26 protein-coding genes are annotated in these 23,174 nt (G+C 45.2%); 9 read left to right on the top strand and 17 right to left on the bottom strand.

The window, feature by feature from the left end; translation table 11 throughout:
* Nucleotides 1-70: 70 nt before the first annotated feature.
* Both ABDZ72_RS06505 and ABDZ72_RS06500 read right to left on the bottom strand, forming a co-directional pair.
* Nucleotides 71-1,684 (bottom strand): FMN-binding glutamate synthase family protein, encoded by a 1,614-nt coding sequence (locus ABDZ72_RS06505; protein WP_343751905.1) that lies wholly within the window; start codon nucleotides 1,682-1,684, stop codon nucleotides 71-73.
* A gap of 78 nt (nucleotides 1,685-1,762) precedes the next feature.
* Complete coding sequence (locus ABDZ72_RS06500) at nucleotides 1,763-2,140, bottom strand: hypothetical protein (RefSeq protein WP_343751904.1); 378 nt, start codon at nucleotides 2,138-2,140, stop codon at nucleotides 1,763-1,765.
* Between the two features lie 187 nt (nucleotides 2,141-2,327).
* Between ABDZ72_RS06500 and ABDZ72_RS06495 the strand changes: the two genes are divergently transcribed.
* The 3 genes from ABDZ72_RS06495 (at nucleotide 2,328) to ABDZ72_RS06485 (ending at nucleotide 4,701) form a co-directional block, all read left to right on the top strand.
* Nucleotides 2,328-2,657: a PadR family transcriptional regulator gene (locus ABDZ72_RS06495; RefSeq protein WP_343751903.1), complete on the top strand. Its 330-nt coding sequence runs from the start codon at nucleotides 2,328-2,330 to the stop codon at nucleotides 2,655-2,657.
* A complete protein-coding gene (locus tag ABDZ72_RS06490) occupies nucleotides 2,654-3,808 on the top strand; it encodes a DUF2812 domain-containing protein (RefSeq protein WP_343751902.1) in 1,155 nt (384 codons plus the stop codon). Before ABDZ72_RS06495 ends, ABDZ72_RS06490 begins: the two co-directional genes overlap by 4 nt.
* Nucleotides 3,809-3,972: 164 nt before the next feature.
* Nucleotides 3,973-4,701, top strand: a complete 729-nt coding sequence (locus tag ABDZ72_RS06485; RefSeq protein ID WP_343751900.1) for a Fic family protein — start codon at nucleotides 3,973-3,975, stop codon at nucleotides 4,699-4,701.
* Here ABDZ72_RS06485 and ABDZ72_RS06480 read toward each other — a convergent pair.
* Nucleotides 4,694-5,179 (bottom strand): hypothetical protein, encoded by a 486-nt coding sequence (locus tag ABDZ72_RS06480; protein ID WP_343751899.1) that lies wholly within the window; start codon nucleotides 5,177-5,179, stop codon nucleotides 4,694-4,696. The genes ABDZ72_RS06485 and ABDZ72_RS06480 overlap by 8 nt on opposite strands.
* Before the next feature lie 111 nt (nucleotides 5,180-5,290).
* Nucleotides 5,291-5,743, bottom strand: a complete 453-nt coding sequence (locus ABDZ72_RS06475; RefSeq protein WP_343751898.1) for a hypothetical protein — start codon at nucleotides 5,741-5,743, stop codon at nucleotides 5,291-5,293.
* A 180-nt stretch (nucleotides 5,744-5,923) separates the two neighbouring features.
* Between ABDZ72_RS06475 and ABDZ72_RS06470 the strand changes: the two genes are divergently transcribed.
* The 3 genes from ABDZ72_RS06470 (at nucleotide 5,924) to ABDZ72_RS06460 (ending at nucleotide 8,070) form a co-directional block, all read left to right on the top strand.
* Nucleotides 5,924-6,433 (top strand): RNA polymerase sigma factor, encoded by a 510-nt coding sequence (locus ABDZ72_RS06470; protein WP_343751897.1) that lies wholly within the window; start codon nucleotides 5,924-5,926, stop codon nucleotides 6,431-6,433.
* Entirely contained in the window at nucleotides 6,423-6,962 is a 540-nt protein-coding gene (locus ABDZ72_RS06465; RefSeq protein ID WP_343751896.1) for a DUF2651 family protein, read from the top strand. Before ABDZ72_RS06470 ends, ABDZ72_RS06465 begins: the two co-directional genes overlap by 11 nt.
* Nucleotides 6,963-7,032: 70 nt before the next feature.
* The gene (locus ABDZ72_RS06460; RefSeq protein WP_343751894.1) at nucleotides 7,033-8,070 is read left to right on the top strand and encodes a C45 family autoproteolytic acyltransferase/hydrolase; all 1,038 of its coding nucleotides are present in this window, start codon (nucleotides 7,033-7,035) and stop codon (nucleotides 8,068-8,070) included.
* A gap of 132 nt (nucleotides 8,071-8,202) precedes the next feature.
* Here ABDZ72_RS06460 and ABDZ72_RS06455 read toward each other — a convergent pair whose 3' ends face one another.
* The 9 genes from ABDZ72_RS06455 to desA all read right to left on the bottom strand — a co-directional run bounded on the left by ABDZ72_RS06455 (nucleotide 8,203) and on the right by desA (nucleotide 14,853).
* Nucleotides 8,203-9,132, bottom strand: coding sequence for a nucleoside hydrolase (locus ABDZ72_RS06455; RefSeq protein ID WP_343751892.1), 930 nt, complete (start codon nucleotides 9,130-9,132; stop codon nucleotides 8,203-8,205).
* Between the two features lie 57 nt (nucleotides 9,133-9,189).
* Nucleotides 9,190-9,837 (bottom strand): SDR family oxidoreductase, encoded by a 648-nt coding sequence (locus tag ABDZ72_RS06450; protein ID WP_343751891.1) that lies wholly within the window; start codon nucleotides 9,835-9,837, stop codon nucleotides 9,190-9,192.
* Between the two features lie 147 nt (nucleotides 9,838-9,984).
* On the bottom strand, nucleotides 9,985-10,188 hold the full coding sequence (locus ABDZ72_RS06445) for a CDGSH iron-sulfur domain-containing protein (RefSeq protein WP_343751890.1): 204 nt from the start codon (nucleotides 10,186-10,188) through the stop codon (nucleotides 9,985-9,987).
* Nucleotides 10,189-10,294: 106 nt separating this feature from the next.
* Nucleotides 10,295-11,068 carry a hypothetical protein gene (locus ABDZ72_RS06440; RefSeq protein WP_343751889.1) on the bottom strand — a complete coding sequence of 258 codons (774 nt, stop codon included), beginning with the start codon at nucleotides 11,066-11,068 and terminating at the stop codon, nucleotides 10,295-10,297.
* 74 nt (nucleotides 11,069-11,142) lie between these two features.
* Nucleotides 11,143-11,676, bottom strand: coding sequence for a D-glycero-alpha-D-manno-heptose-1,7-bisphosphate 7-phosphatase (locus ABDZ72_RS06435; protein WP_343751888.1), 534 nt, complete (start codon nucleotides 11,674-11,676; stop codon nucleotides 11,143-11,145).
* A gap of 108 nt (nucleotides 11,677-11,784) precedes the next feature.
* Nucleotides 11,785-11,934: a hypothetical protein gene (locus ABDZ72_RS06430; protein WP_343751887.1), complete on the bottom strand. Its 150-nt coding sequence runs from the start codon at nucleotides 11,932-11,934 to the stop codon at nucleotides 11,785-11,787.
* A 69-nt stretch (nucleotides 11,935-12,003) separates the two neighbouring features.
* Entirely contained in the window at nucleotides 12,004-12,603 is a 600-nt protein-coding gene (locus ABDZ72_RS06425) for a response regulator (protein ID WP_343751886.1), read from the bottom strand.
* Nucleotides 12,600-13,736 carry a sensor histidine kinase gene (locus ABDZ72_RS06420; RefSeq protein ID WP_343751885.1) on the bottom strand — a complete coding sequence of 379 codons (1,137 nt, stop codon included), beginning with the start codon at nucleotides 13,734-13,736 and terminating at the stop codon, nucleotides 12,600-12,602. Before ABDZ72_RS06420 ends, ABDZ72_RS06425 begins: the two co-directional genes overlap by 4 nt.
* Nucleotides 13,737-13,821: 85 nt before the next feature.
* Nucleotides 13,822-14,853 carry a Delta(5) desaturase DesA gene (gene desA, locus ABDZ72_RS06415; RefSeq protein WP_343751883.1) on the bottom strand — a complete coding sequence of 344 codons (1,032 nt, stop codon included), beginning with the start codon at nucleotides 14,851-14,853 and terminating at the stop codon, nucleotides 13,822-13,824.
* Between the two features lie 333 nt (nucleotides 14,854-15,186).
* On the opposite strand from desA, the gene ABDZ72_RS06410 reads away from it, so the two are divergent.
* Entirely contained in the window at nucleotides 15,187-16,764 is a 1,578-nt protein-coding gene (locus ABDZ72_RS06410; RefSeq protein WP_343751881.1) for a Na+/H+ antiporter, read from the top strand.
* 181 nt (nucleotides 16,765-16,945) lie between these two features.
* Here the strand turns inward: ABDZ72_RS06410 and ABDZ72_RS06405 are convergent, their stop codons facing one another.
* Nucleotides 16,946-17,563, bottom strand: a complete 618-nt coding sequence (locus ABDZ72_RS06405; protein WP_343751880.1) for a class I SAM-dependent methyltransferase — start codon at nucleotides 17,561-17,563, stop codon at nucleotides 16,946-16,948.
* A gap of 22 nt (nucleotides 17,564-17,585) precedes the next feature.
* Nucleotides 17,586-18,866 (bottom strand): MFS transporter, encoded by a 1,281-nt coding sequence (locus tag ABDZ72_RS06400; protein WP_343751879.1) that lies wholly within the window; start codon nucleotides 18,864-18,866, stop codon nucleotides 17,586-17,588.
* Nucleotides 18,867-19,048: 182 nt separating this feature from the next.
* Between ABDZ72_RS06400 and ABDZ72_RS06395 the strand changes: the two genes are divergently transcribed.
* Both ABDZ72_RS06395 and ABDZ72_RS06390 read left to right on the top strand, forming a co-directional pair.
* Nucleotides 19,049-19,774 carry a CAP domain-containing protein gene (locus ABDZ72_RS06395; protein WP_343751878.1) on the top strand — a complete coding sequence of 242 codons (726 nt, stop codon included), beginning with the start codon at nucleotides 19,049-19,051 and terminating at the stop codon, nucleotides 19,772-19,774.
* Between the two features lie 156 nt (nucleotides 19,775-19,930).
* Nucleotides 19,931-21,154, top strand: a complete 1,224-nt coding sequence (locus ABDZ72_RS06390) for a dicarboxylate/amino acid:cation symporter (protein WP_343751877.1) — start codon at nucleotides 19,931-19,933, stop codon at nucleotides 21,152-21,154.
* Nucleotides 21,155-21,235: 81 nt separating this feature from the next.
* Here the strand turns inward: ABDZ72_RS06390 and ABDZ72_RS06385 are convergent, their stop codons facing one another.
* Together ABDZ72_RS06385 and ABDZ72_RS06380 are read right to left on the bottom strand one after the other, a co-directional pair.
* Complete coding sequence (locus ABDZ72_RS06385) at nucleotides 21,236-21,814, bottom strand: helix-turn-helix domain-containing protein (RefSeq protein WP_343751876.1); 579 nt, start codon at nucleotides 21,812-21,814, stop codon at nucleotides 21,236-21,238.
* Between the two features lie 162 nt (nucleotides 21,815-21,976).
* The gene (locus ABDZ72_RS06380) at nucleotides 21,977-22,882 is read right to left on the bottom strand and encodes a hydroxymethylglutaryl-CoA lyase (protein ID WP_343751875.1); all 906 of its coding nucleotides are present in this window, start codon (nucleotides 22,880-22,882) and stop codon (nucleotides 21,977-21,979) included.
* Nucleotides 22,883-23,174: the final 292 nt, after the last annotated feature.

Below are 23,174 nucleotides of genomic sequence, written 5' to 3'. Positions count from 1 at the left end.
TCTTCACCATCCTACGTCAAGTTATACATCCAATCAAATAAAAAACCGCTGATGCGAAACCATCAGCAGTTCATGCGTTCACCGACCCTTCACCGTCGGGTTGGATCATTGATTGGTAAATATCATCAAGCGACCATGTTTTGCCTTTTTCATCTTTATATACAACGTGCTCCCGTTTGAAATGCACGGGGGAGTTCAGTCCGGCTGCCGCAGCAACCCGGAATAAGCCTTTACGCATCGTTATAACATAATTGGCTGTGCGATATTTCTTTTCATCAACGACAAGGGCTTTTTGTAAATCCGGATCCGTTGTGGCAACACCGACGGGACAGGCGTTGGATGCGCACTTAAGTGTCTGAATACAGCCGACGGTTATCATGAACGCGCGGGCAATGTTAACCAGATCGGCGCCCATCGCGATAGCAATAGCAACTTTGTCGGGCGAAAACATCTTACCCGATGCAATTATTTTAACACGATCACGAACACCGTATTTCTTTAAAGCGTTGTCCATAAGTGGCAATGCCGATTTAATTGGAAGCCCGACACTGTCGGTCAGTTCTTGATAGGAAGCACCTGTTCCACCTTCACCACCATCAACCGTAATAAAATCCGGACCTTTACCGGTGTCCCGAATCTGCTTGGCTAAATCATCCGCATCGAAATGGCTGCCGACAACGACCTTCATACCAACCGGTTTACCGGTATGCTCCCGAATACGTTCAATGAAGTTAAACAGCGATGGGGCATCGTCAAACTCCGGAAAACGGTTCGGACTGTCAATCGATTGATGTGGTTCAACCATTCGGATCCTGGCAATTTCCTCGGTCACTTTTTCCGCATCCACATGCCCACCGCGCGTCTTGGCACCCTGAGCAAGTTTGACTTCAAACGCCTTCAGCTGGGGTATTTTACTTTTTTCCAATAACTCATCCCAGTTAAAATTGCCTTCTTTGTCACGGACACCAAATTTACCTGGACCAATTTGCATAATAATATCGGCGCCGCCTTTTAAATGATAATCGGATAAGCCACCTTCACCGGTATTCATCCATGTTCCCTTGGCAATGCCCAATCCCTCCGATAAGGCCGTTATGGCACGTTCCCCCAATGAACCATAGCTCATCGCCGACATGCCAATCTGTCCGCGCACTTTAAATGGATACTTGCAATTGTTGCCGATAACGATGGTATCGTCCTCATCCAGTAAGTAAACGGGGGAATCATCCGCCTCAATATGCTCGTCTCTTTGCGTAAACAATGGATCTTTGACAAGCAAATAGCGATTGGTTTTCTGTTTCGTGTTTCTGTCCATTTTGATTTCTTCGGTCAGCTTGGGAAACATAGCATTTCGGATGTAATACCCTTCTTTTTCAAAGTCACGCTGGGAACCAAATCCGTACACATCCCGCTTATACTTGGCCTTTTTTATGATATGCTGATATTCCTCGCGTGAAATTGGTTTGCCTTCACGGTCATTATTGAAAAAATACTGACGCAGCTCCGGACCAATCTTTTCAAAAAAGTAACGCACCCTGCCTACTAACGGATAATTACGGAGAACCGGATGCTGTTTCTGTGTACGATCAACGAAGAATACGTAAACACCAATCCCTAACAGAATTGCAATGGTAAAAACAACAGCAACAAATCCAATCACGGTCATGATATTTGCTATGTTCATCGATACATTCCACCTTTAAAACCATATACGTTTAGGATGTATCCATAAATAAGCATTTATCCAACCAAAACGTTCGATTCATAAAAAAATCCCGACATGCGAGTGCCGAGATTGGTTAATAATGTCCATTATCATTGGCTTACTTAGCCCTTTCATCTCCGTTTCTATTTTGAAAACCCGTTGATTCAATACATCGGTCTTATTATCGAAATGACCGATAATGCTCTCCGTATATACGCCCAGACTGTCGATCAAATTCTTTTGCAGCCGTTCCTGGCCTTTCTCCAGCCTTTTCTGCCCCTGTTTCAAGCCTGATACATCTGTGTGCAGATCGGTCTGACCCGTGCGCAAGTGCTGTACCTCGGTACATAACTCGTTTTGTCCTGTACGTAAATCCTGTACTTCGGTGCGCACTCCTTGCATCTCAATTAAAATTTGTTTCAGTGTTTCTTTCAAGGGTCATCCCCCCTTGTACAAATCACTACTATTATACCACGTAAGAAGCTAAAAAACTGCTCTGGTTCAGTTGTTTTTTCATACGTTTCATACTTGCCTCCCCCAGGGATTCCCGGTGTTTAGACCATTGCTATATATGTCGCACTGTGATACAGTCGTAACGTGACATAGTAAAAGGATGAGAGACATGAAACAAGCAAAGTTATTCAAATCGTACATACCTATGACCGAAACGGCTTTTTACATCCTGATTTCCCTAGTCGAACCGCGGCACGGATACGGTATTATCAAACATGTGGAGACCATCACAAATAGCAGAATTCGCTTAGGGTCCGGAACGGTTTACGGGACATTGACGAAAATGCAGCGGGATGGCCTCATTACCGTCTACGCCGATGACAAGCGTAAAAAGATATATGAAATGACGGAAACGGGACGGCAGATTATGCAGCAGGAAATCACCAGGATTAAGGAACTGCACGCCAACGCCATGACATTTGAGGGGGAACTGCGATGACGATACAAACAATTCGGCCATTCTGGAGTTATGATATCGCTAAAACTGAAAAGTGGCTCGGTGAAATGGCTGCGCATGGCTATCATTTTATTAGGCTAAGGACACAGAAGCGGCAATTCGTTTTTGAAAAAGGCGAACCAAAAGATGTTACGTTTCGAATTCAATACGACAAAAACACAGAATTGCCTGCTGCGTTAGAAAATGACGGATGGCACCTTGTATGGCAGCATCGCAAGTGGCAGATCCTTCGCAATGATCAGCCTGCATACAATATCCGTATGTTTCCTATTCGGGATGGACTCATGAAGCGCAATAAAGTATTAATGTATGTATTTGGTAGCATCTTTCTCTATCATATTTTCACATTACTCATGCCCCTGTTGATCAATGGCTTGGTTTTAATGACAGGTGGGAGTATTCATGTTGTGGGAAGTCCGTTTTGGGCGATAACCATTGCTTATTTGATCGTAGTATGGGGTTTGGTGCCTTATTCCTTCATTAAGCTGTATCGTTCTCTTAAGCGACTTCAACATAGCCATACAGAGACCCAAAACAGGGAAACGTTCTTCACCACGACCGGTCGTATCGTAACAAAATGGAAATTCGGCTGGAATTATGCACCTGATAAACTGGAACAATGGCTTCGGGATATGGAGGAAGATGGATATAACCTGACGCGCATCAGCATGGCCGGCCTCCGGTTCCATTTCCAAGAAGGTGAAGCAAGAAAAGTAAGCTATTGTGTCGATTATCAGAACAGTCATCGCCCAAGTTATTTTGATATGCATAAACAAGCGGGGTGGCAGCTTATGTACACGAGCGACGTTGTGTTAGCTAAATGGGCCATCTGGGCTAAGGAATACCAGACGGAAGAAGCGCCACCGACGCTGTACAGTGACCGTACACACATGCTGAAACATGCCAAGCGAATAATGATAACGTATATGGCACTGTTTGGGCCGGTGGTATTGATGTTTATCGGGCTCATTATGACGGATATCAATCTCGTTCAAACAGATGGAATGGATATAAGCTGGTTGCAGATGGGGATATTCAGTCTTTTAATTATGGAATACAGCTTCTTGATGGTAAAGTCCTGGCTGTACTATCGGCGGATTAAGAGGCGAGTAGATGAAGTGGCTGCATCGTAATCGATCGGCTTGCCGCGAGAATCTGCGGGCAAGGGTTAAAAATGAGGGAAGGTGAACGATCCGACATTCCTTTTGTCTGGATAATGGGATATACGTTCATGTAGAATATAGTTTTAGGCGGTGCTTCACCGAACGTTGAATCAGTATCCATGGAGATGATAGCTATGTTTGACCAAATCAATCAAAAAAAGGCTCGACTTGATGCAAACCGGCCACTGCCAACTTATACACTGAACAGTCTGCGTGAAAAGCTTTGGCTCGAATGGACATACAACTCCAATGCTATCGAGGGCAATACATTAACCATCAACGAGACAAAGGTTGTGTTGGAAGGCATTACTGTCGGCGGAAAAACGATGCGTGAACACCTGGAGGTTATTAATCATCGTGATGCGATTGCGTATGTAGAAGAAATAGTAAAAAAAAATGAACCCTTATCAGAATGGCAAATAAAAAATTTGCATCAATTGATCTTAAAAGAAATTAATGATGACTATGCCGGTGTCTACCGGGACCAGCAAGTGTTCATTTCAGGTGCTGAACATACACCGCCATCTGCACTTTTCATTCCGGAACAAATGGAGAATCTCCTGAATTGGTATCAGCACGAAGCAAAATCGTTGCATCCCATTACCCGCGGCACTATGCTGCATGCTATATTTGTTGGAATTCACCCTTTCATCGATGGTAATGGTCGTGTATTGCGTTTATTATTGAATCTTGAACTTATGAAAGATGGCTTTCCACCGATTGTCATCAAAGTTGAAAATCGATTGAATTATTACGAAGCATTGGATAAAGCACATACCCAAAAAGATTATGATGACTTTATTCAGTTAGTGACAAAGGAAGCAGAGTCTTCGTTGGATCTGTATTTAAATGCCATTAGTTAAATGATAAATCCAGAGAAAAGGGCGTCTTGCAGGTATAGAACGACGAATAAAAGGGGGTCAACGGTGACCATGCTAGTTGCTGCCGCCGTATGGCTTCCCTCCGTCTGGCCGCGGCAACTGAGTTGGCTGTAGCTACCCCCCGTTCAGAAACGTCGAAATCCATTCGTTCATGATATGTTCCCATCAATTTATCCCGCCGAACAAATAATGTGATAATCAAGGCTGCCTCACTAACAGCAAGTAAGACCGCTCCCAGTAATAACCCACCGAGGAAAAGGGATTCACTGATGTCCCAGGCGTAGAAAAACCAGCCAAAGATTACACACACCCCGAGAAAGAAATTCATAACCGCTGCAACAACTACCTGAGAGCCAACGCCATAAGCAGAAATAATACATAAACCGTTATCGCTACGATACTTCCTTCTAATGTCATACAACATTATCCTTTCTCTAATAATGGCTGAGTTTAAGGCCAATGCCTAGTCTCACCAATAATAACTCAGGTTGAAAACATTGACCGCCACGGCGAAGATAGACTACCTCCAGTGCCATAATAACTTGCAGTACACTGTTTCCACCCGACTCCCCTATTCATTTTTCATACGTTCATCGATCACTCGTTCGTACCGTTTGTTATTGTCGAACCACGAACCAGCAGCACTGGCAAAACCGAAGACCATTATGAGCAGCAGCACGCCTACAAGCTCTCCGGTCGATAAAGCTGCCCAGATTGCTAACGGTGTATAATTATTGCCAAACAGTTGTCCAAAACAAACGACCACAACAATGACGAACGATGACCATAATCCTTTCCAAGCAACATAAAACCAAAAACCCTTAGACTTTTGCTTTCGCCACTTCTGATAAAATATTTCATCCGTATCCTTGCGTAATACGTTATACAGGACCATTAAAAATATTATTGAAGCCACGGCATAATAGTACGGTGTATAGTAAATATGTACCATTGCCGGCAAAAGTAACAAAGCAACGAGGGCGATCCCTCCAACTATAATTGAGAATATACGATTGCGTGCCATCCATTCCCCTCCCGTTTTCAAATCTAATAACTACATTCGATACACGTATTTAAAAATCCTTTATTCATACGTATGAAATGATTCTCTTGTTTTTAAACCCAAAAAATCAAAAATGAATTGTAACGTTTGACGTCCCAATGGTACTAATATAATGAAAGCTGCCGGAAGGGGGGGCAGACGTTGGAGGCATTCAAGCAGTTATATGTGGAGCATTATCAACACATTCATACCTATTTGTTCTACCTGACCGGTCGTCAGTCGCTGGCAGATGAACTGACACAAGAAACATTTTTACAGGCATTCAAATCCATTCATCGCTTTAAAGGGCAAAGCGCCATTTCAACTTGGCTGTTCCAGATTGCCAAACATGTCTTTTACAAGCAAGTAAGAAAAGAAGAAAAACATAAACAACTTATCAAAAAAACCGAACAGGAAAACAGTGTGGCAGATGCAACGACGCCGGAGAAAATCTATGAACAAAAGGAAACATCCATTCAACTACTGACAGCTATCAGACAATTGAAACAGCCTCATCAGGATATTGTCATTCTTAGAAGTTATAATGAATTGGATTATAAGGCCATTGCTGATATTTTTAATCAGTCCGAGACGTGGGCGCGTGTCAATTTTTACAGAGCCAAAAACAAACTGATAACCATAATGGACGGAGGTGGCATGAATGAGGAATAAGAACTGCGATATAGTAAGGGATCTCCTCCCCATGCATGTGGAGAATCTCACGAGTGATGAAAGCAAACAATTTGTTGATCAGCACCTTTTATCCTGCCAGGAATGCAAAAACGAATTACAAACAATACAAAGGGCATTGCCGCGTGCAGAGCAAAACAAACAGGAAGCGGGAGATGCGGACAAGATGGTAAAACGGATCAAAAACAGCAAAAATCAAATGGTGCTGTTCGCTGTGTTGCTCGGCGTGTTGTTCGGTGTCTACAGTTCCATGATGCTCTTTCAAATCAATGAATTTATTGCCATATTAATATTTTACCCCGTCGCAACCTTTGTCATTGGTTTGTTGGCTAGCCTCGTGCTGAAAAACAGTTGGATCGGACCGCTTGCAACGCTTCTATCAAGTATCGGCAGCATGTTTCTATTCATGAATGTTTCATTTGCCGTATGGATCGCCGTATATGTTGTCCTCAGCCTGCTGGGATCACTCCTCGGCAAGTTGATCCTGTTTGGCAACGAACAGAGGCCATGAGTGTAAATCTATTTTAATTTGACAAAGACTGATGTACCATTAAACCAGTATGAACAAAGAGGATGATTTCATGACCGACGTACGTACCGATATAACTCAATTTCGCGGCAGCCATTATGATTTTGGCTATGCCCAAGGGGCGGCCATCAAGGAGTCGCCTGTCCTGAAAAATCGCCGGGACAGCTGGCGCATCCGTAAACCCCGGTTTCAAACATGGGAACAAGATGTGAAACATGCGTTTATGCGGTTTGCTCCCGGTATTTGGGATGAATTGTTGGGCATGCGTGATGCGCTTGGTTTGCCGATGACGGACGTGCTCCGGGACTTCGGCCATTACCGGGTGAATGCGAAGCCGAGTGGTTGTTCCGTTTTAACAGGGAGCAACTTCATGGTGCGCAATTATGATTATCATCCGACGACGTACGACGGACGGTACAGCTTTTTTCAGCCGACTGATCAGGGCTATGCGATGATGGGACCGACATCGCGTGTGACCGGTCGTATGGATGGCATGAACGAAAAGGGACTCGTGATGGCGTATAATTTCATGCAGCGTCGTAAACCCGGCGACGGTTTTGTATCCTATATGGTGGGGCGAATAATTCTTGAAACGTGCGCCACGGTCGATGATGCTGTGCAACTGTTGAAAGACATCCCGCACCGCGGATCATTCAGTTATATCGTTTTGGATCGGAGCGACGAAACGTATGTCATAGAAGTGTCACCGCGCTCCGTGGACGTACGACGATCCCATACATGTACGAATCATTTTGAACTGCTGACGCATGAAAATCGCCACCATCTGGATGACTCCACGCGTCGATTAAACCTGATCCAGGAGAAGGAAGACCGAATCTGTGCATATGATGCGTTCCGGCTCATGAATGACAAAGATCGGGGCGTGTTTGCCGATTTGTATAAAAGTTGGGCAGGCACAATTCATACCACCGCTTATTTTCCAAAAGAATTGAAAGCGTGGTTCGCTCTGGGTGGCGATCGGGACCCTGTTATCTTTGATTTTGACGGCTGGCTTCGTGGCGACGATGTTGCGACTACGTCCATTCACGGTACACTGGATACGAAGCTGGGGCTGTCCAATACGGATTAACTCCATGTCCGAACTCAACCGGGACCTCTCCTACACAGCCGACGTTACAAAGATCACCCGCGCTCCCTATAAAAGGGTGCAGGGGTGATTTTTTATATTGATGTCGTTTGTCTGTCTTGCTTTAACGACGGTCTACCTCATTTCTGACAGTGCCTGCAAAAACAGCTGCCAAAACCGGTTCGAGTCAATCTCGCGGGCGAACTGAACATTGGGTGTTCGGCTTGATTGTCCCTCTGCATCAATCACCGTCATACCATAGGTGAATTCGCCTTTTATCTCTACATCAGCCCGTACCTTTTCCAGCTGAAACATCGCCGGTTCGATCAAATAGGCAACTGGACACGGATCGTGCAGTGCTGCACCTGAAAATTTTTCCTTATAGGCACCAGAATAAAAGCGGAGCATATCTGTAACAGCTGCTGCTTCCGGCGTATTAATCGCTGCTAATTGTTTCATCCGCTCATCCGTGGCGAGAACCTGATGGGTAACATCAAGCCCAAACATGGTCATTGGCACACCGCTTTCAAACACGACTTTTGCCGCCTCAGCATCGGCGTAGATGTTGAATTCCGCCGCCGGTGTCCGATTACCGTATGTACCGCCGCCCATCATAGTAATCTCATTAATGCGAGGAATAATCTCCGGTTTTTTCCGCATAGCGAGTGCAATATTCGTCAACGGACCAATCGCTGCAATGCTGATATCGCCTTCTGATGCCATCAATTTATCAATGAGGATATCAACAGCATGAGCACCGTCAGCTTGCTTGACTGGACTCTCCGGCAGAGAAGTGCCATCAAGGCCGCTATCCCCATGCACATGGGCTGCTTCTAATGAATCCCTTACCAATGGCCGGTCAGCTCCTTTGGCAACAAGGGTATCATCAAGACCAGCAAGTTCGCATACACGCAAAGCATTGATCGTGTTTTTATCGACACCAACATTGCCAGCAACCGTCGTAATCGCCTCAATGCTGAGATTGCTCACATTAGAAGCAGCCAACAGAATGGCCATCGCATCATCATGTCCGGGATCACAGTCTATCATTACTCGTTTGTCCATTCGGCCACCTCTCGATTATCTCAGTATGACGTTTATTCAACAAAAGCCCTTGTCAGATTACATAGTCCTCAATGCATCGTCAACATCTGTTTCACCGGAAATGAGATCAAACCCGCGTTTATATGTGTTCTCTTCCGTCAAGGATGCGGTGACCACGCTGGCCACATCCTCGCGCGGAACCGATCCCCGTTCCTCCATATTGTCGGAAACGGTAACCTTGCCAGTCGCTGCTTCATTCAGCAGTCGGCCGGGCCGGACAATCGTATAATTTAAGCTGCTCGTCTGGAGGATTCTGTCAGCATAGTGCTTAGCAGCGTAATAATGGCGAATTTTTTCATTCCAATGGCCGCGATTGTTGGCCTGCAGGGCACTCACCATGACAAAGCGATCCACACCGGCATCCTCAGCTGCTTCAATCGTTTTGACCGCACCATCCAAATCAACGAGCAGTGTCTTGTCCGGTCCTGTGCTGCCGCCGGACCCCGCTGTGAAAATAACTGCATCACAGCCTTTTGCCGCTTTTTTAATGGATTCTTTTCTGCCTTCGAGATTGGCCATGACAGCATCAATTCCCTGTTTTTTCAGTTCCTCTGCCTGCTCTTCCCGCCGAACCATCGCTCTTACTGTATGCTCTGGGTTATTGTGCAATTGCTTAACGATATGTTGACCGATTTGTCCATTCGCTCCTGCAACCAAAACGTGCATGAGGTCCATCTCCTTTAATTTAGGTTTATAGTTATTATTATTCCAAACAGCGACCATAATGACAACTATGCTGTTTGACGTTGGATCCAAAAGTTATCCATACAAAAAACCCCTTCCATGCCATGGAAAACATAGAAGGGGATGTCATTATTCCGCACGCGGTTCACTTTCAAAACCGATTTGCCGGTGACTGCCATCACAGAATGGTTTGTTCGAGGAATGGCCGCAGCGACAAAGAGAGATCATTTTTTTCGTTTCAAACGCATTCCCTTCGGCATCGACTAACTCCACATCGCCTTTCACCCGGTACGGTCCGTTGTCATTCACTGTTATTTTTACATTGTCACTCATGCATCTCTTCCCCTTTCTCTTATCTTCTAACACCTATATTCGATGCCCATTCGGAATATCCTGCCGAAATGACAAGAAAGTTCCATCTGTGGACTCCCACGGATGATCACTCGTTATTCATTTGACCATGATGGGTTTTTTTCATGGTGTCCCAAAAAAAGTCACCGTCCCTCTTTTCAAACGGAAATAGCCGCTTTTTTTTTGCTTCTTCGGCATGCTCCGTTACGATCTCATCAAACAGGTCACTGGTGTCCTTATCCATTGTTTCCAGATCCAATTCTTCCGCTGTTTGAATAAGCTTTTGGTCATGTATGTCTTCCCGCAGTCGTTGAACGCTTTTGCCTTTCCTGTCGATGCCCAGTTCGTCGGCCTCGTTTTTTATCACGGCTTTGAGCACGGCCTGTTTAAGCCCACGAAGATCGCGTTCATCCTTTTCAACACCCAATTCTTCCGCTTTTTGTCGCAGCATTTCTTCATACACATTTTCGGCAAGCAACTGTGGGTCCTTCCCTTTTTGATCAATCCCGAGTTCATCGGCTTTCTGTTTCACCTCGGCGTGATGGACTTCTTTAGCCAGTTCCTTAATATCTTTCCCTTCTGTTTCCAGGCCAAGCTTTCTTGCGGAGCGCTTAATTTTGGTTTCCGCCACTTGTTTGGCAATCTGCTTCAGGCCTTTATTTTCTGTTTCAATGCCGAGTTCTTTGGCCTCCATTTCCATGAAAATCCGCTCGTATAATTCTTCTTTATCCTCTCTCACGTCTTGTTTGCTGTGCAAATCATCGGCAAATCCTTTGTAAAAGTCCGACGCAAATGAGAAGCCTGTCGGTGGCAATACCAGTGACCATAACAGGGCGGTGGCAGCCAATAAGTGCTTCATCATGGGGTTCACCCTCCTGTTTCAGTAGATTGCGACAGACTTAGTATGACCAGACGTGACGAATCCATAACACATGATTACTGTTTTTGCAGCCAACGGGCAAACGCTAAAAGATCAGGAAACGTTTTATCCGCGGTCACCTCGTGCTGTTGCCGCTCACGGTGGCCGATGAAGACGGTTGTCGTTCCCGCCTTATTTCCGGCGGCGATGTCCGGGTCCCGGTCACCTACCATAAAGCTTTTATCCAGGGCAATATCATACGTTTGTGCCAAATCAACAATCATTTTAGGGCGTGGTTTGCGGCACTCACAACCGGCATGTGGCTTGTGGGGGCAATAGGCAATATCATCAATCGTAGCGCCAAATGCTGCCAGGTCGGCTTGCATGCGTTTATGTACGGCATCCAGCGCATCATCGGTCATATAACCGAGTCCGATTCCGCCCTGATTGGTGACCACAAAAACAAAAAACCCCATATCATTAAACGCTTGAATGGCCTCGCCGACTCCATCTAATAAGTAAACATCACTTGGTCGGTTAACAAATTTCACCCGATCAGTAAGCACTTCATTGATAACCCCGTCGCGGTCCAAAAAAACGGCTTGATTCATACCACTCCCTCCCATCAGCAAAGGCGGTATGAAGCACTCAGCATCACACCGCCATTTTTTTTGCTGCAGCTACGTTGGTGAGGCTGCAGTCATTCCGTCATTTTTCCACTATTCACCTTTGTCACTTCTATACTCATTGGGACGTCCGCCCTCGGGATTATAGTTTTTATACTGACTTTTACGTCCATTACGGTGTTCACCATTGTTGGCATTTTCTTTGAATTGATTGTTTTTTTCCGCTTCGTGTTTTTCCGCCATGTGTCTGACCTCCCTTTTTCATGATCAGGCCTAGCTTTTGAATAAGGAGGGTTAGTTATGCAAAGGCTTTTAGGGTAGCCAGCCTTTTTCCTTCACTTTGGAAACGGCTTCAATCCGGTTGGTTACTTCCAGTTTATCAAGAATGACGGATACATAGTTACGGACCGTGCCATTTGTCAGATACAGCCAATTTGCAATTTCCTTTGTATTTTTCCCCTCAGCGATCAGCTTCATTACCTGTTCCTCTCGTTCTGTCACCGGATTGCTATGGTCGTATGCCATATCAACCAGTTCCGGCGCATAAATCCGGTTCCCGTTCATAATCGTGCGGATGGAGTTCGCTAAATCCTCACTCGGACTGTCTTTCAGCAAATAGCCACTCACATCAGCTTTCCGCGCCCGTTCAAAATAACCTGTTCGTGCAAAAGTTGTTAACACAATGACCTTACAAGGATCATCCTTCAATTCTTCTGCTGCATCGAGACCGTTTTTTATTGGCATTTCAATATCCATTATACAAATATCCGGATGGTGCCGCCGCACAAGCGATAACGCTTCTTCTCCATTCCTTGCTTCTCCGGCAACTTCCATATCGTTTTCCAGTTCAAGCAGTGATCCTAGTGCCCCAAGCAGCATACGTTGATCTTCTGCTATTACAATGCTTATCACGATAAGTCCTCCTGTTCTGGCCGCTGAATGTCATTTGGCACCCGAATCGACAGGGTTGTTCCATTGACGGATGTCATTTCCAAACTACCATTAACAAACTCCAGCCGGTCTCTCATCCCTTGCAGTCCATTTTCGAAATAAGTACCCTTTTGATTCGTCTTGCCAATTCCATTATCCTGGATTTCCATAAGTACTTCTTCCCGTAATGGTGAAATGATAACGGTGCAGGAAGACGCTCCGCTATGTTTGACAACATTGGTCACAGCCTCTTTCAAACACATACTCAACACATTTTCAATGAATAAAGGCGTATCGGTAAGTTCCGCGTTTCCTTCCAAATGAAAATCAATTTGGGCAGCTGTCAACATTTCCTGGACACGATTGACTTCATCTTCCAGTTTGGCACCTTTCATATTTGACACCATTTCACGCACTTCCTTTAGCGCCGTTCGAGCCGTCTGATGAATATCATTAAGTTCATTTTTTGCTGCAGGAGGTTTTGCATCCACTAGCTTCCCTGCTAAATCACTTTTCAGGCCAATCATAGACAACTTTTGTCCCAGTGTATCATGCAGGTCGCGAGCAATCCGCTGACGCTCCTCCAGAACAGCTAATTGGGAAAGCTTTTGGTTGGCTGCTTCCAATTGATTTTCCAATTGCTCCTGCTTGTTTCGGAAATAAATCGTTAGTGGCAGCAGAACAACCCCAATAACACTAAATACAATAAATGGGAGTTGGGAAAAGAATATGACGTTTTGAGTAAAATAACTTATCGTAACTGCCGCAACCGTTGTAACCAAGTGAATCACATACAATGTTATAAAGCCAGCTTTATGCGGTATATTTCCGATGTAAAACGCTAAAAACAATGCGAAATAAACATATCCCAAAAACACCGTCATCACAACGCTTATAACCATTTCGACTCCCACTGACAAGTAGACCGCCCATCCCTCCGACAGAAAAGACACACTGTATGCGGTGAAAAACAGCAATATCATGAAAATACCGAAGACGATTTCCAATGCACCTGATGTCCGAAAGATAAAATAGAAAGGCAGAATACAAAAAATAATCCACGCATAAATACTAAGCCCTGTATTCTTCGGAACGAGGTGATACCATTTCTGCATACTGTTCCTCCTAACTGCTTCCGTTAAGTATATCAAAAAATCAGACCCCCCAATACATGATTGAAGGGTCTGATGGACAACGTTATTATTTTTTTGAAAGGTTGACTGGTCCGTGTTCAACCGTATGCTTTTTTTTAACCTCTTTAAAACTGACAAACGTCTTATTCGCTTCATCATACAGCCGGAAACGGAGGGATTTCAAACTGGACATTAATGTAATCGTTGTTGCCTGCTTGAGAGGCAGGGTCGATTCATGGGCCTTTTCCAAATGATAGTTCGGGACTTTGGGACTTAAATGATGTACATGGTGGAAGCCAATGCTGCCTGTTAGCCATTGCAAGATTTTCGGCAATTTGTAATAAGAACTTCCATCAACAGCAGCTTTGACAAAATCCCACTCGTCTTCATTTTCGAAATAAGAATCCTCAAACTGATGTTGTACATAAAAAAGCCAAATTCCCATGGCCCCTGCCATAAAGCTAATGGGCAACTGGATAATGAGAAATGCCTGCCAGCCGATTACCCAGATTAGCAGACCATAAATAACAACAACAGATGCATTGATAATATACGTATTCCAACATTCCTTTTGTTTTGCCCCAATTCGGTTAAAACGATTGGCAAGAAGATAAAGATACAATGGTCCCAATCCGAACATGACAATTGGGTTGCGGTAAAGCCGGTAAGCCAGCCTGCCCCAAAAGGAAGCGTCCATATATTCATCCACTGTCATCACCCATACATCACCAGTGCCACGCTTGTCCAGATTGCCGCTTGTCGCATGATGAATCGCATGGCTCCGTTTCCATTTTTCGAAAGCAAATAACGTGATAACGCCGGTGATCGTTCCAACCAAGCGATTAGCCTTGCCATTTTTAAAAAAGGATCCATGTGTACAGTCATGGAAAATAATGAAAATGCGAATAACGAATCCTGATAACAGAACTGTCAAGGCAAGCGTCAGCCAAATGGAGACAGACAGACTTTGGTAAGCCAAAAACCATATAAGGAAAAACGGCGGAATCGTATTGATTAACTGTAATATACTCGCCTTTGTATCTGGATTAGCAAAAGCTGCGACGCTCTTTTTTAACTGTGCTTGTTGTTGTCTGCTCATTATGTCCTCCTGCAGTAGAATTATTTTTATCTATTCATTTATATATAGGATAAAGAAAACAAAGAAACGTTAGAAGTCATAAACGTCAAGTAGCGCATGTGACAAATGTCATTTATATTATTTATGTAGGAATCAATGATTTCTCTATCGTTTGGTGATTTTCCAATCCATGAAGTACTTCATGACTAAACCATTACTCTTTCCGTATTCACCGAATTTTATCAGCATTTTCGGCAAAAATACCTATAAAGTGAACCTTCAATCAGTGGAGGTATGACAGGTGAGTTAATGCGTAATAAAAACCTTAGCCATTATCAGAAGGAGGCTGTTGTCGTGGAGGAGTTGGATCTACATCATATTTTTTCACTGACGCTTGTTCTAGTCATGCTCGCAGCGGGTATCACCGCCATCGCAAAGAAATTTAAGCAACCGTATCCGATTGCCTTAGTTATTATCGGAGCTATCATCGGACTCAGTAACATCCCTTTTCTGGAACCGTTGAAAGGATTCATTACCGAAGGCGACGTTTTTAATTTTGCTGTTATTACGCTTTTTCTGCCGGCTCTGCTCGGGGAAGCAGCGTTAAAGCTTCCATTTTCCCGGTTGTTTGACAACAAAAGACCCATCCTGTTGCTGGCGTTTGGCGGGACCTTTCTGTCATTTGTCGTTATTGGTTTTTCGTCGATGTGGCTTCTACAATTATCTATCCCGGCCGCTTTTGTGTTCGCTTCCGTCATGAGCGCGACGGACCCAGTCAGTGTGCTGTCCATCTTCAAAAATCTCGGTGTTCATAAACGTCTGTCCACTGTTATTGAAGGGGAAAGTTTATTCAATGACGGGTTGGCGGTTGTTCTCTTCAACATTTCGGCTTTTTCCCTGCTGACGTATTTGAATTCAGGAATCGAGGGGGTTGGCCTTGGTTTATGGGAATTCATCAAAGTCGTTGCCCTGGGCCTTATTATCGGTGGAACTGCCGGCTACATTGCATCACGTCTAACCAAGTATTTTGATGATTACCCGCTTGAGATTATTTTCAGTATCATTCTGTTTTACGGATCCTATTTACTGGCGGAAAATGTCGGTGCATCCGGCGTTATCGCTGTTGTTGTCGCCGCACTGACGCTTGGCAATTATGGTTCCAAAATCGGCATGAGCCCGGCAACCAAGTTGAACATCAGAAACTTTTGGGATGTCGTCACGTTGCTTGTTAACTCCCTTGTCTTTTTGATGGTCGGTTTGGAGATTACAAAAATTGATGTCGCTGACCGGTGGGGACTGATATTTACGGCCATTCTGATTGTGCTTGTCGCCAGAAGCATTGCTGTCTATACGAGCACGCTATTCACAGATGACATCCCCCGTACGTGGAAACACGTCTTGAACTGGGGAGGGCTGAAAGGATCCTTGTCAATTGCTCTTGTACTCAGCTTGCCGAGAGATTTTGACGGACGGGAAGATATTTTGATTTTCGCCTTCAGTACCGTACTGTTTTCACTTATATGTCAGGGGCTTACCATTAAACCGGTGCTCAACTGGCTCAACGTCAACCAGCAGGAAACCGGTTATGAGGATTATGAAATGCTGTTAGCCGATGCGTATCGGAACAAAAGGGCCATCGAAGAGATCGGCAGGGTGAAGGAGAATCTGCGGATCACGGATGCTGTAACGAATGACCTCGTAACCGATTATAAACAATCATTGGAAACCATACAGCAGGATATCGATACCCTTTTTGATAAGCAACCGGAGATGAAAGAAAAACAGTTGAACACACTGAAACGCCATTCCCTCTATGCTCAGCACGAAGCAGTCGAGCAGCTTGCCCGTGAAGATATTATCTCCAATGACGTGGCTGAGAAAATGAACGAGCAAATTATAGATCAATTGACGGATCTGGAAAGCGAGCATTAGTCATAGGGTCGAAGATGGTGCTTATTGAGGGCGATGAGCGACCCCTTCTAGCTCGTTGCTCGTGTTTTAGGCATTCATTACGTTGATGAACGACTTTCAAACGCTTCCTGGTACCGATTCGGGGACTCATTGCGACGATGAATAACGTTTCCTGAGCGCATTCCATCTTCGCAGTATTTAATCATTTTTTACAGACGGCGATTCCAAGTGGGTATTGTCCGGCATAATGGTCCTCAGCCGGTTTGATTAATGCACTTCTTTGAACATAAAAATGGGCCGAAGCATACGCCGGAAATAACTGTAAAAACTCAGCAACCGTCAGCTGATGCACGTGAAAGGGCGATTTGCATGGCTTACCGCGCCCCTTACCGAACGGCGTGGACAGTATAAGTGTCCCTCCCGGCTTCAGCAAAGCATACACATTGGCTAAAAACTGTTCTTCCGCTTGAATGTGCTCGATCGACTCAAAGCTGACGATGCAATCAAATGTCCCCAGTTTTTCCGGCAAACCGGCATCCGTCACATCTCCCTCAAGAAAAGTGGACTTCGGATGATGGTACGCGCCGCGCGCATAGTTCACCGTTTCCGGGTCCAAGTCAATACCAATCGTCTCGGTGACATCCGACTTCGGATTTTTGGCCAAAATATGCGTGCCATACCCCGTACCACAGGCGAAATCAAGCACCCGTCCGTACACTAATTCACTGGCAAAATGATACCTTGCCACATGCTCTATCAGCATGTCGTTCGTTATAGTCATGTTTTCGGGAATAATCCGTTCTCCTGTATCTTTAAGCATTCATCATCACCGCTTTGTTTCATTAATGAGAGTGCAGCTTGGCTTTATCCGGACGTTTTGCCGTAATGGCGCAAATGGCACCGATGACAGGAAACGTCAGAGAAGCCAGCAATACCGGCGTGTAATTGTGAAATAGATCAAATCCAGCACCGAACGGCAATGGGCCCAGCGACGAACCGATCACCACCATAGTCATTCCAACGCCATTGATACTGCCGACATATTTCCGGCCAAAATAATCCGGCCAGATAATGTTCATACCAATGCGCTCCAGGCCATTCGCAGCTCCCCACACGATACCGAATAAAATCGCCATAAACACACTATTGGTGATAAGCAGCATGAACAAAAAAATAATTTCAATGACAAACACACTGGCCAACAGATAATTCGTTGGTATTCGCTCCGTAATAAAACCGGAAATGAACGATATCGGAATACCCGCAAATGCCATCAGGCTCAGTACCATAGCAGCCACAGCCGACGACAGGCCATTCGTATCAAAAATCGATATAATATGAAATGTAATGCCGGTATTAATCATCGCCGGAATACCGACGCTGATCAGAATTCCCCAGAAAGCCCACGTCCGCATCGCTTCTTTTAACGTGAAGTCTTCATTGGATTCTGGAAGCGTGGTGCCGGCAATTGGTTCGCCGGTTTCGTTCTCAGTTTCCGTTTGAAAACCATCCGGTTCTAACCCCATCTCTTCCGGCCGGTTGCGCACACCGAACAGGGCAAACGGAACAAACACGACCAGCAACGCCACACCCCAGAAACGCCAAGCTATTGGCCAGCCCCACGTTTCAATGATCCACGTATTGATAATCGGAAAAAGCATCGCACTGGCAAAACTGCCCAACGTCATAAAACTGAATGCCCGACCTCTTTTTTTCACAAACCATTGGGCGGCGAGCGTATTCGGAATCAGCGACATCGTTCCCTGTCCGAGAAGACGAACAAGGAAAAACCCGACCGCCAGCATAGCCATATTGGTGACCATGCTGTTCCAAAAGCACGCCAGAGCAAAAACCGTTCCAACCGTCACCATCATGAACCGCTGCCCATACCGATCAATAAACCGTCCGACAACCATCATCATGATACCGGCAATCAGTGTTGCTGTCGAATAAAGACTCGACACCTCTGTCCGCGACCAACCAAAATCCTGAATATACTGATCAATGAACGCCGAATTGGAATACGTCTGCCCGGGCCCGGAGAAAAAGATGCCCAAGCCACCGATAAAAACGATGAACCATCCATAATAAAATGTCTGAAAAATCTTTCCTCGCCCCGTCAATGCAAACCTCCTCCAGCATACAGCGTTCGTTTTCTCCTGATACAAGCTGCTTATATTGTACTTGAAATCACGCAACAGGACAATTGTTGCAATGTCCATCCGTATTTATGGCTGTTGATATGCATGGATGTTACGAATGAGGACCATAATAAGAAAAAATCAACAACAAAGGAGTATAGTTTATGAAGCAATCGACGATACGTTTTCTTCTAATTGTTGGAATCAGCCTAGTGCTGGCAGCCTGTAACGGGAACGAGAACCAAAATAATCAGGAACAGGCAGCCGATTATTCGAGCAAAACAGAGGTGGATAATAACCAGTTGCCCATTTCCACTGTCCGGACCGACTCATCCAGCAACCGACAGGAAACAGACAAAATGCGGTTTAAACAGGCACCGCTTAATAACAGGCGGAACGAAGAAGACCCCCTCGAACGCAATTTGGAGCAAAATAACGATCCGCAAATTCGAAAAAATCCAGCCGGACAGGAACCCATCGACCGCAATGGGAACAATGCGCAACAAGAAAGCATCAGTCAGTATGCATCGAAAGTCATCGAGCTGACCAATCAGGAACGAAGCAAACAAGGATTGCCGGCGTTGAAGGCTGACAAACAATTAAGTCGTGTAGCGAACAATAAATCCATGGACATGCAACAGAAAAATTATTTCTCTCATAAAAGCCCGACGTATGGTTCCCCTTTTGAGATGATGAAGCAATTCGATGTCACCTACGAATCGGCCGGTGAAAATATCGCCAGAGGACAACCTAAGCCAAGTCACGTTGTTGATTCCTGGATGAATAGCGCCGACCATCGTAAAAACATTTTGGATGAATCGTTCACCCATATCGGGGTTGGCTTTACACGGAAAGGAAATTATTGGACTCAGATGTTTATTGAAAAGTAACAGAAAACCAACCAGCCATGCATGCCAAATCCGGTTGCATGGCTTTTTTATTTGCATAAGAGAACGTTTTTTGACAAAAAGGAATAGACAAGGTAATATCGAGCCATAAAATTCATAGTATTCTAATGAGAATTGAACCTATAAGGGGGAAGCAACATGAAAGCATTATGGAGAGGCTATATTCAAGCGTCACTCATTTCCAAAATCACCGTTGCGCTTGTGCTGGGTATTCTGGTTGGTCTTATATTCGGTGAAGATGCGGCTGTTCTGGCGCCATTCGGTGATCTCCTGCTCCGTCTATTGCGGTTTCTGATTGTGCCGCTCATTTTATTCACCTTGATTGTAGGTGTTAATCAAGCCAATTTGGGCAGCCTTGGTCGAATGGGCGGAAAAGTATTCGTCTACTATCTTATGACATCGGCCTTTGCCATCGTCGTCGGCATTGCCGTGGCCAGCCTGTTTAATCCAGGAACAGGGATGACGCTTGATGGAAGCGAATCATTTGATGTTCCGGAAAATCCCGGCGTTACTAATGTTCTGCTCAGTATTGTTCCCAACAATATCATATCAGCCTTCAGCGAATTGAATTTATTAGGTATTATTTTCACTGCGCTGGTATTCGGTATTGCTATTTCGGCACTGCGTACATCGGAGACGAATCATGATCTTGGTGAAGCTGTCTACCGCGTCATTGACGGGCTCAACGAAGCAACAATGACGATTATGAAAGGCATCATTCAGTATGTGCCAATTGGAATTTTAGCCATTATTGCCGAGATCGTCGGCAAACAAGGGGGCGATACCCTTTGGTCGCTCAGCAATGTGATCGCCGTTCTGTATATCGCATTGCTTGTTCAGCTCCTTATCTATATCATCTTTATGGCGCTGACCAACATTAATATCAAAAACTTTTTCAAACAGGGGCGTACACCGATGATCACATCCTTTGTCACACAAAGCAGCTCCGGAACGCTGCCGCTGACACTTAATGCTGCCAAAAACCTCAACCTGAAAAAAAGTCTTTATGGATTCAGTCTTCCGCTAGGTGCAACCATTAACATGGACGGAGCGGCCATCCGGATTGCTGTTTCAGCCGTTTTTGCCGCTAACGTGGTCGGGGATCCGCTCAGCTTCATGCAAATGCTTCAAGTCGTGCTGGTTGGCACCCTGGCATCCGTTGGTACCGCTGGTGTACCAGGGGCAGGAATTATTATGATAGCGACCGTTTTCGCCCAGCTCGGTCTGCCAATGGAAGCCGTCGGATTGCTCACGGCCATCGACGTCATTATCGGCATGGGTTGCACCGCACTGAACGTAACCGGTGATTTGGTCGGAACAAGCATTATTAACAAAACGGAACAAACCAAAACGGACAGCTGAATGAAAGCCCCCCTGAGGCACCAAATGGTTCAGGAGAATGTTTGTCAAAAAGTATGTATAGCGTTTTTTTACGGTAGGCGGTCAGTCATCAACAAACACGGTCAGCACTTTAGCCCCGTCATTGTCGACGGGGATGAACAAATGTGGCTTCACCCCTTTAAAATAGCTTGTGTCGCCTTTTTTCATATAATGCTTTTCGCCGTCATAAAAGAGTTCCATCGCCCCTTCAACCATGTAAATAAATTCGTCTTGGGAATGCGTATACGGCTCGTGGCGCTTATTGTAATCCATTGGGGTGACATGGACGATGGTCGGTTCTATCCGCGAAAAACGGGAGCGATTGGCAAGCAGCTCAAACGAGTAGCCCATATCATTATCATCGGCATTAATCTGCCTGTCCACCGTGGGAAGGATGACCAAATCTGTTTCAGGATGCCCATCAAGAACCCATGTAAGTGGCACATCGAGGGACTCGGAAATTTTGGAAAGCGTTGCAACTGCCGATGAGGTCTGGCCATTTTCAATTTTGGACAGAAGGCTTTTGGAAATGCCACACTGATCCGCGATTTGCTGCTGCGTATGTTTGCTTTTAATACGTGCTTGCTTCAACTTCAAGCCTATTGTTTCAAGATTGATGGCTGCTCTCCCCTTTCGCCTCAATAGTCTCTCTTACATAGAATAGGGCAATTTTGCCGCGTTGACAACCGACATACAACGACTCTGTTTCTTAACCGGATAGTCGTCACCAGCACACGTAACCCTCACTCTGTCTGCATGGGTGAGGGTTTCTAGGCAAATGTGTCCGTATGGTGCCGGATTCTTTCAACGTGGACTGACGGCTGAAGCTAATGTCTTGCTCGGCAACGTTTTACCCAGTTTATTTTGGATATAGAGAGCTGCTTCCCGGAGTTTATGTTCGTTTACTCCTGTATCGATACCAAGGCCATGCAACAAATACAAAACATCATTGGTCGCGACATTCCCAGCGGCTCCCGGTGCATACGGACAACCGCCCAAACCACCAATTGAACTGTCCAGACGGGTGATGCCATATTCCAATGATGTCATAATATTAGCAATGGCCATGCCGCGTGTGTCATGAAAATGCATAATAATATTTTTCTGTGGATACCGGGCCAACATGACATCCAGGAGGTTCTCCACTTGTGATGGAACAGCTGTGCCGATGGTGTCACCAAGGGAGACATCGTCCACTCCGAATTCGAACAGTTGATCACTAAGGCGAACGACCTGCTCCGGTGTTATCCGACCTTCATACGGGCAATCAAACACAGTTGACACATATCCCGTCACGTGTTTTCCCGCCTGTTTTGCATCCTGTACAACCTCTTGAAACACTGGAAACGTCTGATCAATCGATTTATTAATATTTTTCCGGTTATGCGTTTCGCTTGCCGACATAAACACCGCTGCCCCGTCAATTCCTGTTTCCAGTGCAAGCTCAAGCCCCTTTATATTGGGAACGAGCGCTGAATAGCGGATATTGGGGTTGCGATGAATCGCCTTGCCGACATCATGGGCATCCGACAGGGCTGGAACCCATTTCGGATGGACAAACGAGGAATACTCAATTTCCTTTAAGCCTGATTCAGACAGCATATTGATCCAGTGGGTTTTATCCGCTGTGGCCACCCGTGTCGTTTCATTTTGCAAGCCGTCGCGCGGACCGACTTCCTTTATCTGCACAGCTTCCGGCCATCGTCCCATGCGGCCCCCTCCTTTTCAAGGTGAATATGCCTGCACGTATATACGTCGTTTCAACATAATCTCATTATATTCATAATTGTTTCTTTTGATTCAACCTTGTTGAACTAAGTGTAATAACCAAACTCAATTATGTCAAATTTTCAAAATGTTCAGTTGGACCTCTCCTTATTACAATGGTCCAGATCGTTACTCATCATACCCCTCACCGACGTATCCAACCTATGCATGCACCACCAACATAAATAGGCCAGTCCATTTATAGGTATACTACGTCTGTTTCTGTTAAAATGGT

Origin of the sequence: Lentibacillus halophilus (assembly GCF_039522485.1) — a bacterium.
Taxonomy (GTDB): Bacteria; Bacillota; Bacilli; order Bacillales; family Amphibacillaceae; genus Lentibacillus; species Lentibacillus halophilus.
This window is presented reverse-complemented; position numbering and strand designations above follow the sequence as displayed.

Coding starts and splice junctions, on each gene's coding strand:
- ABDZ72_RS06505 (WP_343751905.1), bottom strand. CDS start 1,684: ATGAACATAGCAAATATCATGACCGTGATTGGATTTGTTGCTGTTGTT.
- ABDZ72_RS06495 (WP_343751903.1), top strand. CDS start 2,328: ATGAAACAAGCAAAGTTATTCAAATCGTACATACCTATGACCGAAACG.
- ABDZ72_RS06490 (WP_343751902.1), top strand. CDS start 2,654: ATGACGATACAAACAATTCGGCCATTCTGGAGTTATGATATCGCTAAA.
- ABDZ72_RS06485 (WP_343751900.1), top strand. CDS start 3,973: ATGTTTGACCAAATCAATCAAAAAAAGGCTCGACTTGATGCAAACCGG.
- ABDZ72_RS06475 (WP_343751898.1), bottom strand. CDS start 5,743: ATGGCACGCAATCGTATATTCTCAATTATAGTTGGAGGGATCGCCCTC.
- ABDZ72_RS06465 (WP_343751896.1), top strand. CDS start 6,423: ATGAGGAATAAGAACTGCGATATAGTAAGGGATCTCCTCCCCATGCAT.
- ABDZ72_RS06460 (WP_343751894.1), top strand. CDS start 7,033: ATGACCGACGTACGTACCGATATAACTCAATTTCGCGGCAGCCATTAT.
- ABDZ72_RS06455 (WP_343751892.1), bottom strand. CDS start 9,132: ATGGACAAACGAGTAATGATAGACTGTGATCCCGGACATGATGATGCG.
- ABDZ72_RS06450 (WP_343751891.1), bottom strand. CDS start 9,837: ATGCACGTTTTGGTTGCAGGAGCGAATGGACAAATCGGTCAACATATC.
- ABDZ72_RS06445 (WP_343751890.1), bottom strand. CDS start 10,188: ATGAGTGACAATGTAAAAATAACAGTGAATGACAACGGACCGTACCGG.
- ABDZ72_RS06440 (WP_343751889.1), bottom strand. CDS start 11,068: ATGATGAAGCACTTATTGGCTGCCACCGCCCTGTTATGGTCACTGGTA.
- ABDZ72_RS06435 (WP_343751888.1), bottom strand. CDS start 11,676: ATGAATCAAGCCGTTTTTTTGGACCGCGACGGGGTTATCAATGAAGTG.
- ABDZ72_RS06430 (WP_343751887.1), bottom strand. CDS start 11,934: ATGGCGGAAAAACACGAAGCGGAAAAAAACAATCAATTCAAAGAAAAT.
- ABDZ72_RS06420 (WP_343751885.1), bottom strand. CDS start 13,736: ATGCAGAAATGGTATCACCTCGTTCCGAAGAATACAGGGCTTAGTATT.
- desA (WP_343751883.1), bottom strand. CDS start 14,853: ATGAGCAGACAACAACAAGCACAGTTAAAAAAGAGCGTCGCAGCTTTT.
- ABDZ72_RS06405 (WP_343751880.1), bottom strand. CDS start 17,563: ATGCTTAAAGATACAGGAGAACGGATTATTCCCGAAAACATGACTATA.
- ABDZ72_RS06395 (WP_343751878.1), top strand. CDS start 19,049: ATGAAGCAATCGACGATACGTTTTCTTCTAATTGTTGGAATCAGCCTA.
- ABDZ72_RS06390 (WP_343751877.1), top strand. CDS start 19,931: ATGAAAGCATTATGGAGAGGCTATATTCAAGCGTCACTCATTTCCAAA.
- ABDZ72_RS06380 (WP_343751875.1), bottom strand. CDS start 22,882: ATGGGACGATGGCCGGAAGCTGTGCAGATAAAGGAAGTCGGTCCGCGC.